Raw genomic sequence first — 14,017 nt, forward strand, 5'->3', positions numbered from 1 at the left:
CTCCGGGCGGTTCAGGCCTCTGTAAGCCTGGACCGCCTAATGGTGTTCGTCACTATGGGCGTTGGTGGGCGCTCTGCTAACTGATAATAAACAGGAGGGAGCATTATGGCTCACCAATCCCGAATAACCGGTCTCGCAGGTCTTTTGGCCGCTGCCTCGCTCGTCGTTACCCCGGCGCAGGCGCACGCCGCCGAAACAGCACTGCAAGGAACAATGGGTTACGCAACCGGCGTAATTGCCCAATCTCAAACATTGCCACAGGCGACTGGCGCGCAGGGCGGGGCTCTGGGCCCGCTTGCTTTGCCAGGCGCAGATCAGGGAAGCGAGTATTTCGGTTTCCGCAGGCGCGGGCGTGGTTATCGTGGCCGCAGAGGTGTCAGGGGCGGTGACATTTTGGCTGGTGTATTGGTGCTTGGCGGGATTGCCGCAATCGCGAGCGCTGCAAGTAAAAACAACCGCCGCCGTGACCGTGAGGTTGTAGTGGTCGAACGGGATCGCGACCGCGACCGCGACTATAATTACCGTCCGGAAAACCGCCGCTCAACTGACCGTTCAACATCTGACGGCTCTGGCATCGACAATGCGGTGTCCATGTGCCTCAATGAAATCGAACAGAACATCCGCGTGGAGAGCGTCGATGGCGCAAGCCGTGTCAGCAGTGGCTGGGTAGTCACCGGTTCCCTGTTTGATGGTTCAGGCTTTTCATGTGAAATCGACAATTCGGGCCAAATTTCGGGCGTCGATTACGGGCGCGGGGCGAGAACATCTTATGCTCCTGCCTCACAGCAATCTGCGCGTGCAGAAGGCCAGCTGTCGGATAACCGTTATTCGAATGCCCGCGCTGATCTTGGCGGGGAAACCCGTCCTGATCTTGCGATTGATCCAGAGGATCAACGTCTTCCAGCCTATCCGGGCGGACCGCTTCCGGGCGAAGCGGCATCTGAATGATCGTCTGAGTGGGTATCGGGGGAAGAGGTGTCTTCCCCTTCATATTCGGCCCCCCCATATTCTGGCCCCCCATAACTCGGCAGGCCCCATTCAAATCGAATGGCAGCTGCGCGCAAGGTAAATCCTGCAAGGAAGCCCGCGATCCAGATGCCCCAATTGCCAATGGCGAGCCCTTGTGAGAACTGCATGGCCAGAACGGTGATCGCTGCGCTTAAGGCTGCGGCAGTCACGTAAAGCTCTGGCCGTATTATGATGGAGGGGCGTCCGGCGACCACGTCACGGATCACACCGCCCACGCATCCAGTGATCACGCCCATAAGGGCCGCTGGTAAAGGCGGAATGCCGTAAGCCAACGCCTTCGCGCTTCCCAAGACGGCATAGGCCGCAAGGCCCAGCGCATCGGCGTAATCGACAAGCTTGCCGTCCCACCACTTCACCGGCGTGAACCAAACGATCACCGCGGTCATCAGGCACACAGCCGCAGCCCAGGGGTCTTGCATCCAGAATACGGGTGCATCGATCAAAAGGTCGCGCACTGTGCCGCCGCCAACGCCAGTGACAAGCGCGAAGAAACCCATTGTGACGAATGTCTGCTTCGCTCGTGCCGCAACGAGGGCACCTGACAGGGCAAACACTGCAATTCCTGCAATGTCGAGCCAGTCGAGGATCGGTGTGAAGATTGCGTTGTTCATCGTGCTTCGCCCTTTGCGTGCACTTTGCGGCGCCGGAACATCAAAATGCAGCCAAGGATTGCACCAAACAGCGACAAGGCTGCAAAGCCGATCAGGGTTGGATGACTGGTATCCTCACGCTCTGAAATATCCATGATGTGCAGGCCCCACATAAAGTCGAACCAGCGCCACCAGCGAGTGCGCACGGCCTCGATTTCGCCTGTGTCGCGCCCGATGTAGACGTGGGTGCCGTCTTCAAGGGAGACTTGCCAAACGGGGCGCGGGCGGCGGAAGTCGAAGGGGACTTCATCGGCTTCGAAAAAGTGCACAGATGTGGCTTTGTCCCCTCCAACAATCCGGCTCTCGGCAATTGCGCGGGCATTCTCAGCGGTGAGCGGCGCAATCGCCTCTCCGGTTGTATAGTCGACTCGCGTCGTGACACCGTCCAAAGTGGTAAGCACTGCAACTGCGCGGCCCTCTTGCATCACGAGGCGCATCTCTTTGATTTGCGCTTCCTTTGTTGCAAGCTCGCTGTTTTCGATAACGAGAGGAGCTTCAGCCATCGGCTGGCGCAAATGTTCGCCGCGCACTTCTTGGATGGGCTTTATGACCATGAATAGGCCGGTGGCCAGCCACATGACAATGGGCACGCCGACGAGCCAGCCGAGCCAGACGTGCCATTTGGCTAGGGTTTTTAGAGGGGAGAATTTTGTCATGAAGCGCCAATGGCGACACTTTGTTACCCGTGCAAGATGTTCCCGATCTCGCGCGCCGCTTCGATGCAGTCCAAATCGCTCATCATGGGGCCCATAACTTGCATTCCGCACGGCAACTCTGCGCCTTCATAGATCCCCGAACCAATAGGAAGCACGGTTGCAGGTAGGCATGGGAATGTCGCAATTCCCGCCCATGCAAGGCCCGATGGTCCGGGCACTTCCTCGCCATTGATGCGCATGGGCTCGTCGAAGGCGCGTTTGTCACTGTGAGGGATCGCCAGCACCGGAGCAGGGGGGGCGAGCACGAAATCATAACTTTCGAATAGAGCTGCCCATTGCGCCTGATTAACGGCCTGCGCGTCAAGCAAATCGAACCAATCGGTTGCACTTGCTCTTGAACCATTGGGTGAGGGCGCTCCGCGTGCCATCGCGACATTGAGCATCATCATGTAGTCGTCTTGTTGCTTCGCCAGATCGGGGATGAGGCTGCTAGTTCGTTCGACTGAAATGCCTGCTTTGACCAGCTCGGCAATCGCTGCCTCGGTCGGCTCTGCCACCGATGCATCGACCGGCGCGCCCGGATATTCGGTAATCGCGAGAATGCGGCAATCTTTAAGCGGTTTTCCCTTGCGCTTGAGGGGATATTGACCCGTGATTTGCATCATCACCGACAAGTCTTCTGCATTGCGCGCAAATGGCCCTGCCACGGACAGCACACCATCATGCGCCGTCACAAAACCCTTTGCCCGCGCCATTTGCGGATGGTCATGCCCGCGTTTGGAGACAAGGCCCCATGTCGGTTTATGGGCCCAAACCCCGCAGAAATGCGCGGGCACACGAACCGATCCGCCGATGTCTGTTCCGAACTCACAAGGCACCATGCCAGAAGCGACCGCTGCCGCGCTTCCGCCTGATGAACCACCTGGAGAATGGGCGGTATTGTGAGGATTGCTGGTACGGCCATAAACCGGGTTGAAACTCTGCCAGTCGGTCAGATCGACGGGGACATTGGTCTTGCCCACAATCACTGCGCCCGCTGCTTTCATGCGGGCCACAAGCTCGCTATCCTTAGTAGGCACATGATCGGTTAGGCTTTCGTGCCCCCAACAGCTTTGCAGGCCGGCCACATCGAAGCTTTCCTTGACCGTCATGGGGACCCCGAACAGCGGCTGTTCGCCTTGCGGTCCTGCCTGATCCATGGCTTTCGCCGTCTCAGCCGCCCGTTCAAAATCAGGCACAGCAACCGCGTCGATCTCTGCATCGAGCTGTTCAATCCGTCCGATTGCCGCATCAACCGCTTCGGTCACGGACATTTTGCCCGCACGGATCGCGGCGGCTGTTTCAAGCGCACCGGGCTTTTCGGTCAGTTTTGGGTAGGTCAAATTTTTTCCTCTCGCGCATGGTTCTACGGGCGAGGGGGGATGGGATCAATCAGAGTGTTCGGATGTGTGCAGACTTTGCTCGGCCACGTCCGCTGGCTCACTCTTTCCGGGTGGCCTCTAGCAGCTCCATTCCGAGCTTCGATGCCGATCCTCCATTCAAATTGGCAAGGACGACAACCGTCACTTTGGTATCTGGGTCATAGCCAAGAAATGCATTGAAGCCTTCGATCCCGCCGCCGTGCCAGATCGAGTGTCCCTGTGGTGTGTCAGTGACCAGAAGGCCCATGGCATATTTCGCACCCGCGACAGCTTCAAACTCGCTAGGCGTCACCAACTGGGCAAGGCTCTCCTCGGAAAGCACCTTTCCTCCAAACAGACCGCGCTGCCATTTGAGAAGATCGCCAGTCGAGGAATAGAGCGCTCCAGCCCCTGTGGGGATCGCCATATTCACGTATTCGGCATTCACAATGCCGTTTTGTGATGGCGTGTATCCAGCGGCGCGCCTTGGCAATATCTCTGCGCTTTGATCAATTCCTGTCGAGTCCATGCCAAGGGGATCAAAGAGGTTCGTTTTGACAAAGTCTTGATAGCTGGTTTCACTAACGGTCTCGACGATGCCCGACAGAAGCACGAAATTGGAATTGGAATAGCCCCACTGTGAGCCGGGCTCAAAGGTGAGCGGCAGGTCTAAGAACATCGCAATCAGTTCATCCTGCGAAGTCGGCAAGAACTTCTGAGTCCCAAAGTCCTCCAGCGAAGTCACATTATGCAAACCGGACGTGTGCTGGAGAAGATCGCGCACAGTGATTGCGCCCCATGCATCAGGCGCATCCTTGATGTACTTGCTGATGGGATCGTCAACATTCACCATCCCGCGCTCTTGCAGCAGCATGATTGAAACGGCGGTGAATTGCTTGGTGACAGAGCCAATGCGAAAGCGTGTTTCGCTGGTGTTGGCGATATCCCATTCGAGGTTCGCAGACCCCCATCCGCGATTGATGATAATTTCATCGCCCTTTGCGACCAAAGCAGCGCCCATATAGGCGCCGCTGTCCGCTTCTGGCTGAACTACTGCGGCGAGCTGCTCTGTGCTTTGCGCTTGAACAGGCCCAAAGGCGGCCGTGAGCGCCAGCACAGAAAGGGACAGGCTAAGTGCTTTGGTGAGTGATCGTGCGAATGGCATAGGAAGCTCCCGCGTGTTGGTGTGTTATTTCACCAACACGCATACAGCAATCCGGAACATGCGCAATAGGCGCAGTGCTTACATATGAATGGGCTTACCCTGAACTGCCATGGCTGCCTCTTTGAAGGCTTCGGCGTGGGTGGGGTGGGCGTGGCAGGTGTAGGCAATGTCTTCTGACGTTGCGCCAAATTCCATGGCCTGCGCCGCCTGTGCTATCATTGTGCCAGCAAGGCTGTTGACCATCCACACGCCCAAAACGCGGTCGGTTTTGGCATCCGCAATGACTTTTACAAAGCCATCGGTGTCGCGGTTTGCTTTACCGCGGCTGTTCGCCATCATCGGGAATTTGCCGACTTTGATCGCTTTCTTATCGCCGCCAGCACGCTCAATCGCTTGCTCTTGGCTAAGGCCAACGCCTGCGATTTCAGGAGTGGTGTAGACGACGCTCGGGATCACATCGTGGTTCACAATACCGGTTTCGCCAGCGATGTTTTCAGCAACCGCTACGCCTTCATCCTCGGCCTTGTGGGCGAGCATGGGGCCAGGGACAACGTCGCCAATGGCCCAGATGCCATCAACGCCCGTGCCAAAGTCGTGGTCAATTTCAATCTGGCCGCGTTTGTTGACCTCAAGGCCTGCTTTTTCAAGCGCGAGGCCATCGGTGTTGGGACGCCGGCCAATTGCAACCAGAACGTGGCTTGCATCAATCGTCTGCTCATCCCCGCCTTCGGATTTCTCCACGGTAAGAGCGACCTTCTTGCCCTTGACCGTGGCACCAGTGACCTTGTGGCCGAGCATCAGTTCCATGCCCTGTTTCTTAAAGATCTTGTTCGATTCTTTGCGCACTTCCTCGTCCATGCCGGGGAGAATTTGCGGAAGGAATTCTACCACACTGACTTTTGCCCCCAAACGGCGCCAAACGCTGCCAAGTTCAAGCCCGATGACGCCGCCGCCGATTACGACAAGGTGTTCTGGCACTTCTTCAAGCTCGAGCGCGCCTGTGCTGTCAACAATGCGTCCCTTGGCGTTGTCGACTTCGACACCGGGGAGTGGGGTGACGCTGGAGCCGGTAGCGATCACGATGTCTTTGGCCGTGACGGTCTGATCGCCCACTCTAACAGTGTGCGCGTCTTCGAAAGAGCCAAGGCCCTTAAGCCACGTCACCTTGTTCTTCTTGAACAGAAACTCAATTCCGCCGGTAAGCTCGCCCACGGCCTTGGTCTTTTCGCCCATCATTTTCGACAGGTCGAAGGTAGCATTGGCTTCAATGCCCCAAGTGGCAAAGTGACCGCCCTCTGCCTCTTCGAACAGCTCGCTCGCGTGGAGCAGCGCTTTGGATGGGATGCAGCCAACGTTGAGGCAGGTTCCGCCCAGCGTCTCACGAGCTTCAACACAGGCCGTTTTGAGGCCCAATTGCGCGGCGCGAATGGCAGCAACATAGCCGCCGGGCCCCGCGCCAATAACAAGGCAATCGTAGTCGTAATTGTGGTCAGCCATGGTTCGTATGATCCCGTTTTGATGGCGTGAAATAAGATCCGGTGTTCATTTAGGCACTTTGGCGCGGATTCGCCATTGCTGTTTTTGCTCTGCGACTTGTCATTTTGTGCGCCGCAAATGCCAGTAAATGCCGATTGTGACATATTTTTCGAACGCGGGAATGATGGAGGGGATAAGCATCGCCTTCATCGCGAGTTGTTTAAGCGGGTGTGCGGCGACGTTTCGCCGCGCTGAGATGACTTCGACAGGTAGACCTTTAAGCGCTGCACGAAAGTCAGCAGGCGCCGCACCGTTAAAGCCCAGCTCTTGGATGGTCTCAGGCGATTTGCCCTCGTCATCGACTAAGCGGTCTAGGAATGCACGGTTTGCGCGGGGCAGGTGTGCCCACGGCATGCGCGTTTCCATCAGGCGGTGGTGGCCATAGGGGGAATGCCACAAGGGCGAGAATCCGATGAACATCTCACCGCCGGGCTTTGCCTTTTGCACTAGTGCGCCGAGGGTTTCGGGCAGAGGCGTCACATGTTCCATCACGTTGCAGGATGTGATGATGTCAGCGGGTTCAAGCGCCTCCTCGCGTACATCGCCGCAAATGAACTTTGCGCGCTCACCCCATTTCTTCGCGTGTTTGGCATTCGCAAAGGTGATGTAGTCCGGGTTGATATCAATCCCCGCTGCGCTCGAAGCACCAGCCTCCAGCATGGTGTGCACCATCCCCCCACGCGCGCAGCCAAAGTCGAGCACATGCTTGCCGGCCACATCCGGCAATCCCCCAAACCGCGCCCAAAACTGAGGCAGGGTCTGGGTGACAGACGCGTTGTAGCGGCGCTCGTCGAAAGTGGCTTGGGAGGGAGTTGCGTCCATCTGCTACTCGGACGATGTGCCATAGATCCGAACCTCAATAAGATTCAGTCCGTCGCCGCTGGTTTTGCAGAAGATCGGAGCCCCGTAAGACTTCGAATGCTTGGGGCGCCAGAAGAACGCTATCTGGTCGTCGTGCGGCTCGATCAAGGAAGGCGCATAGTATGGGGTCTTACCACCAAATCCTTTGGTGACGCATGTTTCCCAAGCTACAGCCTGCAGACCTCTGCTCTCCCGACCGAATTCTGCTCCTCCTCCATCGCAAGCTGTAATTGCGACAAAGACGGGAAGAAGCGCTATGCGCATCAAAGATCAATCAGCATCCGAGTTGGATCTTCGATCGCTTCCTTGATGATCTTCAATGCCGTCACAGCCTCGCGCCCGTCGATCAGACGGTGGTCATAGGAAAGCGCGATGTACATCATCGGGCGGATTTCGACCTGACCGTTCACCGCAACAGGGCGGTCTTCAATCCGGTGAAGGCCCAGCACGGCCGATTGCGGCGGGTTGATGATCGGGGTCGACATAAGGCTGCCGAACACGCCGCCATTGGAGATGGTGAAGGTGCCGCCGGTCATATCGGCCATGGTGAGCGTGCCTTCATTGGCGCGCTTGCCAAAGTCTGCGATGTCTTTCTCGATCCGGGCAAAGCCTTTGTCCTGACAGTCGCGGATTACCGGGACCACAAGACCGTTTGGCGCAGACACTGCGACAGAGATGTCGACATAGTCGTGATAGACGATTTCGTCGCCTTCAATATAGGCGTTGACGCTTGGTACGTCTTTCAGTGCAAGACAGGCCGCTTTTGCGAAAAAGCCCATGAATCCGAGGCGGATATCATGCTTTTTTGCGAACATGTCTTTGTATTTGGTGCGCGCTTCGATGACCGCGCTCATGTCCACATCGTTGAATGTGGTGAGCAGCGCCGCCTCTTCCTGAGCGCCTTTCAAACGCTTGGCGATGGTTTGGCGCATGCGGGTCATTTTGACGCGTTCTTCGCGCCTTTCGCCAGTGGCGGCGGAAGCAGGCGCAGGTGATGAAGCAGTTGGCGCAGGGGCAGGCGTTGGAGCTTTACCCTTGTTCTTCGCCGCTTCGAGCACGTCTTCCTTAGTGATCCGGCCACCTTTGCCGGTGCCTTTGATCGTCGATGGGTCAACGCCGTTTTCAAGAACTGCGCGGCGAACGGCCGGCGACAAAGTCTGCGTTGCGTCCGTATCAGCAGGAGCACTTGCCGCCGGAGCGGGGCTTGCTGCTTTGGCAGCGGGAGCCGCAGCACCAGCAGAAGCACCCTCTTCGATGATCGCCAGAACAGCGCCCACTTCGACGGTGTCGCCTTCGGCAGCGCGGTGTTCACTCAAAACGCCAGCAACGGTTGAAGGTACGTCCACCGCGACCTTATCGGTTTCGAGGCTGACGATGGGTTCATCGACGGCAACTGCATCGCCGGGCTGTTTAAGCCATTCGCCGATGGAGCCTTCTGTGACCGATTCGCCCAATACTGGGACTGTGATTTCTGTAGCCATTTCTCGTGATCCTAAATTTGAATTGGCGTAAAATTATTCAGCTAAGCCAAGCGCTTCGGCGACAAGCCGCGCTTGTTGTTCCGCATGGCGTTTGGCGAGACCCGTCGCAGGCGAAGCCGATGCCTCGCGCCCGACATAGAAGGGCCGCATGCCAAAGTGGCCGCCCAGTTCGAGCGATTTTTCAATCTGGCTTTCAACGAAGAACCAAGCGCCGTTGTTCTTGGGCTCTTCCTGACACCAGATGACGTCCTTCAGGTTCTTCATGCGGCTTAGACGCAGTCCGAGCGGGTCGCCGGGGAAGGGATAGAGCTGTTCGATGCGGATGATCGTAACGTCGTCGATCCCTTCTGCATCGCGCTTTTCGATTAAATCATAGGCGACCTTGCCCGAACACAGGACAACGCGCTTGATCTTCTCATCGGCTGGCGTGTTCGTTTCCATCGCAGGATCGGATTTGATCCGCTTAAACTGCCAATCGCCCTGGAATTCTTCGCGCGGGCTCTTCGCCATTGGGTGACGCAGAAGTGATTTCGGCGTCATAATCACCAGAGGCTTACGGAAAGACCGCAGCATTTGACGGCGAAGCACGTGGAAGTAATTCGCAGGCGTGGTGATATTGCACACCTGAATGTTGTCGCTCGCGCACAGTTGGAGGAAGCGTTCAAGGCGCGCAGAGGAGTGCTCTGGACCTTGACCCTCAAACCCATGGGGGAGCAGCATCACCAGACCATTGGCGCGAAGCCATTTGGCCTCACCGCTGGCGATGTATTGGTCGATCATGATCTGCGCGCCATTGGCAAAGTCGCCAAATTGCGCTTCCCAAAGGACGAGGCTTTTCGGGTCCGCCATGGCGAAACCGTACTCGAACCCAAGCACGCCGTATTCGGAAAGCGTGCTGTCATAGACCTCAAACTTGCCGTGGGGCAGGGTGGTCAATGGGATGTATTTGTCTTCGGTTTTCTGATCGACCCACACGGCATGACGCTGTGAGAAGGTGCCGCGGCCACTATCCTGACCGGACAGGCGGACGCCGTAACCTTCCATCACGAGGCTACCGAAGGCGAGCGCTTCTGCGGTGGCCCAATCGAAGCCTTCACCGCTCTCAAACATTTGAGACTTGGCTTTAAGTACTCGGCCCAAGGTCTTGTGAATAGTCACATCTTCGGGAACCTGCGTCAGCGTGCGGCCCAGCGCATCGAACGTCTTTGGCTCAATCGCGGTTTCGATATTGCGGCGCGCCGTTTCATCATCGGCTGGCTTGTTAAGGCCTGCCCAGCGCCCGCCGAACCAGTCGGCTTCATTGGCGGAATAGCTTTTCGCCGCTTCAAACTCTTCTTCGAGAAGATCGACAAATTCCTGCGCAACCGCCTCACGGTGGCCCGCTTCAATCACGCCTTCTGCGATCAGGCGCTCTTCATAAACGCGGCTCACCTTGGGGTGATTTTTGATCACGTCATACATGAGCGGTTGAGTGAACTTGGGTTCATCGCCTTCATTGTGACCAAAGCGGCGATAACACCACATGTCGATCACCACATCGCGGTGGAATTTCTGACGGTATTCAATCGCGAGTTTACACGCGAAAGTCACGGCCTCTGGATCATCGCCGTTCACGTGCAGGATCGGCGCCATCACGCCTTTTGCGACGTCGCTTGGGTAAGGCGAATTGCGCGCAAATTTCGGCGACGTGGTAAAGCCGATTTGGTTGTTGATGATAAAGTGGATGCACCCGCCCGTGTCATAGCCATTGACGCCAGACAGGCTGAGGCTTTCCCATACGACGCCTTGCCCTGCAAACGCCGCATCGCCGTGGATGAGGACGGGGAGCACTTGAGCTTTTTTCTCAAGATCGTCGCGAATCGCCTGCTGCGAGCGGGCTTTGCCCAGAACCACCGGGTTCACCGTCTCAAGGTGAGAAGGGTTGGGGGTGAGCGACATGTGCACGCTGATCCCGTCAAACTCGCGGTCGGTGCTGGTGCCCAGGTGATATTTCACATCGCCCGAACCGCCCACATCTTCTGGGTTCGCGGTGCCGCCAGAGAATTCGTGGAAGATCACCTTGTAAGGCTTGCTCATTACATTGGCGAGCACGTTCAAACGCCCGCGGTGCGCCATGCCGTAAATGATCTCGCGAACGCCGGAGGAGCCGCCGTGTTTAATCACAGCCTCCAGCGCAGGGATCATGCTCTCCCCGCCATCAAGGCCGAACCTTTTGGTCCCGACGTATTTCTTGCCGAGGAATTCTTCATAGCCTTCACCGCGAAGGACGGCGGCAAGGATCGCTTTCTTACCCTCGGGCGTAAACTCGATCGTTTCGCCGGGGCTTTCGAACTTGTCCTGCAAAAAGCGCCGTTCTTCCGTGTCGGCGATGTGCATGTACTCAAGGCCGACATTGCCGCAGTACACTTCGCGAAGGCGATTGTAGAGCGCGCCAACCGTGGTCCACTCCATGCCCAAAACGCCGCCTACGAAGACCTCTTCGTTCTCATTGCCGTCAAGCTCGTGGAAGGCGAGTGAAAGGTCGGCAGGTTCGCCCTGTTTTTTGGAAAGGCCCAGCGGATCAAGATCTGCTGCCCGGTGCCCGCGCACACGGTACAGCCGCACAAGGGTCATCGCCTTGTTCGACAGGTCCGATGCATGGCGCAGCGCCTCTTCATCGGTGGGCTTACCCGCCGCTTTTGCAGCAGACTTCACTGCCTTTTCGACCACCATGCGCATTTGCGTGGGGTCCATTGCGGCATTGAGGTCCGCGCCTGCATCGGCAACCTCGGCCATCCACTTGGGATTGCCCCAAGACGGTCCGGGCTGCGGGCCTTCCTGATCGGTCATGTCAGGGATGAAGCTGGCGGTTTCTTTGTTCATGAATATGGTTCCGGGGAGGAGTTGAACAAAATGTTCGAGGGCGCTTCAACCGTGGGTCAAAGCGCCCGCTACATCAGGCCATTTCTTTGAGCATAGCGTCCAATGTCGTGCCGAGCTCAGATGGCGATGGACTGACGCGGATGCCCGCATCTTCCATCGCGGCGATCTTGTCGTCTGCGCCGCCTTTACCGCCAGACACAATCGCGCCTGCGTGACCCATACGGCGGCCCGGAGGCGCCGTGCGGCCTGCGATAAAGCCAACGGTTGGCTTGGAGCGGCCCTTGGCAGCTTCTTGCTTTAAGAATTCAGCGGCTTCTTCTTCGGCAGACCCGCCAATTTCGCCGATCATGATCATCGACTTGGTCTCTGGATCGTCGAGGTAGAGGTCGAGCACGTCGATAAAGTTGGTGCCGTTTACCGGGTCACCGCCAATGCCGACAGCCGTGGTCTGGCCAAGGCCAACCGCGGTTGTCTGGTGCACGGCTTCGTAAGTGAGCGTGCCGGAGCGTGAGACCACGCCAACCGAGCCCTTCTTAAAGATTGAGCCCGGCATAATGCCGATCTTGCATTCATCAGGGGTCAGAACGCCGGGGCAGTTCGGACCGATGAGGCGCGATTTGGAGCCGGTGAGGGCCGCTTTCGCGCGCACCATGTCGAGCACGGGAATGCCTTCGGTGATGCAGATGATAAGCTCAACTTCCGCCTCAATTGCCTCGCAAATTGCGTCGGCGGCGAAGGGTGGGGGAACGTAGATGCAACTTGCCGTCGCACCGGTCGCTGCTTTGGCTTCGGCAACAGTGTTAAATTGCGGCACGCCGATGTGTGTCGAACCGCCCTTACCGGGGGTAACGCCAGCAACCATTTGCGTGCCGTAATCAAGCGCCTGCTGGGTGTGGAAGGTGCCGGTGTTGCCGGTCATCCCTTGAGTGATGACTTTGGTGTCTTTGTTAATGAGGATGGACATTTAGTAGCTCCAAATTTCATCGCCGGATGGGCGGATTTCTTCTTGGCCGAGCTGCAAAAACTCGATCGTGCGTGAGTTCACGTTGCCTGCACAGGTTAGGACGAACGGATTGGTTCGATCAGAACGAGGGTCAGTAACTTCGAGGACAAATCGTCCGTCGTCGTCGACCCGCCACGTTTGTTTTTGGCTATCGTCTGGCAAACCCTCGAATTCTTCTTCAATCTTTGCAAAGCCATCAAGGCTAGTCGCGAGCCCTAAGCAGGCGAAGTTAGCTTCCTGCTCGTCATACTCGACTGTTCCCGGTTCCGCACATGCGTGAAGCAGCAGCGCGAGACCGGGAGTAAGCAGAATAAGGCCGATTGGCTTAGCCAAGCGAGCTATCCAGACCCTTACACGCCTCAAGCAGCTCTTCGACTGCGTCGGTTGAGACTTTGAGGTTGGCTTTCTCTTCGCCTGAGAGTTCGATTTCGACCACTTCCTCGGTGCCGCCAGCGCCGATCACTGTCGGGACGCCGACATACATGCCGTCGAGGCCGTACTTGCCTTCAACAAAGCTTGCACATGGCAGGATGCGTTTTTGGTCGCCAATGTACGCCTCGGCCATCGCAATCGCGCTTGTCGCTGGGGCGTAATAGGCTGAGCCATTGCCCAGAAGGCCAACGATTTCGCCGCCGCCTTTGCGGGTGCGGTCTACGATTTCGTCGATGCGGTCAGCAGAAACGCCTTTGATCTTGGCGTAGTCGTCTACAGGGATGCCGTTGATGGTGGTGTAGCTCTTCACCGGAACCATAGTGTCGCCGTGTCCGCCAAGAACGAACGCGTTGACGTCCTTAACGCTGCAATCAAACTCCCAAGCAAGGAATGTCGCAAAGCGCGCGCTGTCGAGGACGCCTGCCATGCCGACAACTTTATTGTGCGGAAGACCAGAAAACTCACGCAAAGCCCAAACCATCGCGTCCAGCGGATTTGTGATGCAGATCACAAAAGCGTCAGGGCAGTTGTTCTTAATGCCTTCGCCAACGGACTTCATCACAGAAAGGTTGATGCCGAGAAGGTCATCGCGGGACATACCGGGTTTACGCGGAACACCGGCGGTGACAATCACCACATCAGAGCCTGCGATATCGGCATAGTCATTGGAACCAGTGATTTTGGCGTCAAAACCCTCAACCGGGCCGCACTGTGACAGGTCCAAAGCTTTACCCTGAGGCATGCCTTCGGCGATGTCGAACAGGACAATATCGCCAAGCTCTTTTTTCGCAGCGAGGTGAGCGAGCGTGCCGCCGATCATACCAGAGCCGATAAGTGCGATTTTCTTGCGGGCCATAAGAGGGGGTAATCCTTCCCTATTAATCTTGGGACGTGGATGAGCCTTTGGGCGATGTGTCGGCGCGTTCGTCCCAATGCACCGAT

12 protein-coding genes are annotated in these 14,017 nt (G+C 57.2%); 1 reads left to right on the plus strand and 11 read right to left on the minus strand.

Features of this window, described 5'->3' with window-relative positions; translation table 11 throughout:
• Positions 1-105 precede the first annotated feature (105 nt).
• Complete coding sequence (locus tag ABJ205_RS13680; RefSeq protein WP_348156252.1) at positions 106-948, plus strand: hypothetical protein; 843 nt, start codon at positions 106-108, stop codon at positions 946-948.
• On the opposite strand, the gene ABJ205_RS13685 is transcribed toward ABJ205_RS13680, so the two are convergent.
• The 11 genes from ABJ205_RS13685 to mdh all read right to left on the minus strand — a co-directional run bounded on the left by ABJ205_RS13685 (position 906) and on the right by mdh (position 13,931).
• Complete coding sequence (locus ABJ205_RS13685; protein WP_348156255.1) at positions 906-1,640, minus strand: trimeric intracellular cation channel family protein; 735 nt, start codon at positions 1,638-1,640, stop codon at positions 906-908. The genes ABJ205_RS13680 and ABJ205_RS13685 overlap by 43 nt on opposite strands.
• Positions 1,637-2,335, minus strand: coding sequence for a PepSY domain-containing protein (locus tag ABJ205_RS13690; protein ID WP_348156258.1), 699 nt, complete (start codon positions 2,333-2,335; stop codon positions 1,637-1,639). The genes ABJ205_RS13685 and ABJ205_RS13690 overlap by 4 nt, the downstream gene beginning before the upstream one ends.
• A gap of 23 nt (positions 2,336-2,358) precedes the next feature.
• Entirely contained in the window at positions 2,359-3,717 is a 1,359-nt protein-coding gene (locus ABJ205_RS13695) for an amidase family protein (RefSeq protein WP_348156260.1), read from the minus strand.
• Positions 3,718-3,814: 97 nt separating this feature from the next.
• Positions 3,815-4,900, minus strand: a complete 1,086-nt coding sequence (locus tag ABJ205_RS13700; protein WP_348156263.1) for a serine hydrolase domain-containing protein — start codon at positions 4,898-4,900, stop codon at positions 3,815-3,817.
• A gap of 78 nt (positions 4,901-4,978) precedes the next feature.
• The gene (gene lpdA, locus ABJ205_RS13705; RefSeq protein WP_348156265.1) at positions 4,979-6,397 is read right to left on the minus strand and encodes a dihydrolipoyl dehydrogenase; all 1,419 of its coding nucleotides are present in this window, start codon (positions 6,395-6,397) and stop codon (positions 4,979-4,981) included.
• Between the two features lie 99 nt (positions 6,398-6,496).
• Positions 6,497-7,258 carry a class I SAM-dependent methyltransferase gene (locus ABJ205_RS13710; protein ID WP_348156268.1) on the minus strand — a complete coding sequence of 254 codons (762 nt, stop codon included), beginning with the start codon at positions 7,256-7,258 and terminating at the stop codon, positions 6,497-6,499.
• Between the two features lie 302 nt (positions 7,259-7,560).
• Positions 7,561-8,778, minus strand: a complete 1,218-nt coding sequence (odhB, locus tag ABJ205_RS13715) for a 2-oxoglutarate dehydrogenase complex dihydrolipoyllysine-residue succinyltransferase (protein ID WP_348156271.1) — start codon at positions 8,776-8,778, stop codon at positions 7,561-7,563.
• A 33-nt stretch (positions 8,779-8,811) separates the two neighbouring features.
• Positions 8,812-11,640 (minus strand): 2-oxoglutarate dehydrogenase E1 component, encoded by a 2,829-nt coding sequence (locus tag ABJ205_RS13720; protein ID WP_348156274.1) that lies wholly within the window; start codon positions 11,638-11,640, stop codon positions 8,812-8,814.
• Between the two features lie 73 nt (positions 11,641-11,713).
• Positions 11,714-12,604, minus strand: coding sequence for a succinate--CoA ligase subunit alpha (gene sucD, locus ABJ205_RS13725; RefSeq protein WP_348510067.1), 891 nt, complete (start codon positions 12,602-12,604; stop codon positions 11,714-11,716).
• Positions 12,605-12,976: a hypothetical protein gene (locus tag ABJ205_RS13730; protein WP_348156772.1), complete on the minus strand. Its 372-nt coding sequence runs from the start codon at positions 12,974-12,976 to the stop codon at positions 12,605-12,607.
• Positions 12,969-13,931 carry a malate dehydrogenase gene (gene mdh, locus ABJ205_RS13735; RefSeq protein ID WP_348156770.1) on the minus strand — a complete coding sequence of 321 codons (963 nt, stop codon included), beginning with the start codon at positions 13,929-13,931 and terminating at the stop codon, positions 12,969-12,971. Before mdh ends, ABJ205_RS13730 begins: the two co-directional genes overlap by 8 nt.
• Between the last annotated feature and the right edge of the window lie 86 nt (positions 13,932-14,017).

The organism is Erythrobacter sp., assembly GCF_039988855.1.
In the GTDB taxonomy this organism is placed as follows: Bacteria; Pseudomonadota; Alphaproteobacteria; order Sphingomonadales; family Sphingomonadaceae; genus Erythrobacter.

Bases quoted from the DNA above. Each gene is read 5' to 3' on its own strand.
- ABJ205_RS13680 (WP_348156252.1), top strand. From the start codon at position 106: ATGGCTCACCAATCCCGAATAACCGGTCTCGCAGGTCTTTTGGCCGCT.
- ABJ205_RS13685 (WP_348156255.1), bottom strand. From the start codon at position 1,640: ATGAACAACGCAATCTTCACACCGATCCTCGACTGGCTCGACATTGCA.
- ABJ205_RS13690 (WP_348156258.1), bottom strand. From the start codon at position 2,335: ATGACAAAATTCTCCCCTCTAAAAACCCTAGCCAAATGGCACGTCTGG.
- ABJ205_RS13700 (WP_348156263.1), bottom strand. From the start codon at position 4,900: ATGCCATTCGCACGATCACTCACCAAAGCACTTAGCCTGTCCCTTTCT.
- lpdA (WP_348156265.1), bottom strand. From the start codon at position 6,397: ATGGCTGACCACAATTACGACTACGATTGCCTTGTTATTGGCGCGGGG.
- ABJ205_RS13710 (WP_348156268.1), bottom strand. From the start codon at position 7,258: ATGGACGCAACTCCCTCCCAAGCCACTTTCGACGAGCGCCGCTACAAC.
- odhB (WP_348156271.1), bottom strand. From the start codon at position 8,778: ATGGCTACAGAAATCACAGTCCCAGTATTGGGCGAATCGGTCACAGAA.
- ABJ205_RS13720 (WP_348156274.1), bottom strand. From the start codon at position 11,640: ATGAACAAAGAAACCGCCAGCTTCATCCCTGACATGACCGATCAGGAA.
- sucD (WP_348510067.1), bottom strand. From the start codon at position 12,604: ATGTCCATCCTCATTAACAAAGACACCAAAGTCATCACTCAAGGGATG.
- mdh (WP_348156770.1), bottom strand. From the start codon at position 13,931: ATGGCCCGCAAGAAAATCGCACTTATCGGCTCTGGTATGATCGGCGGC.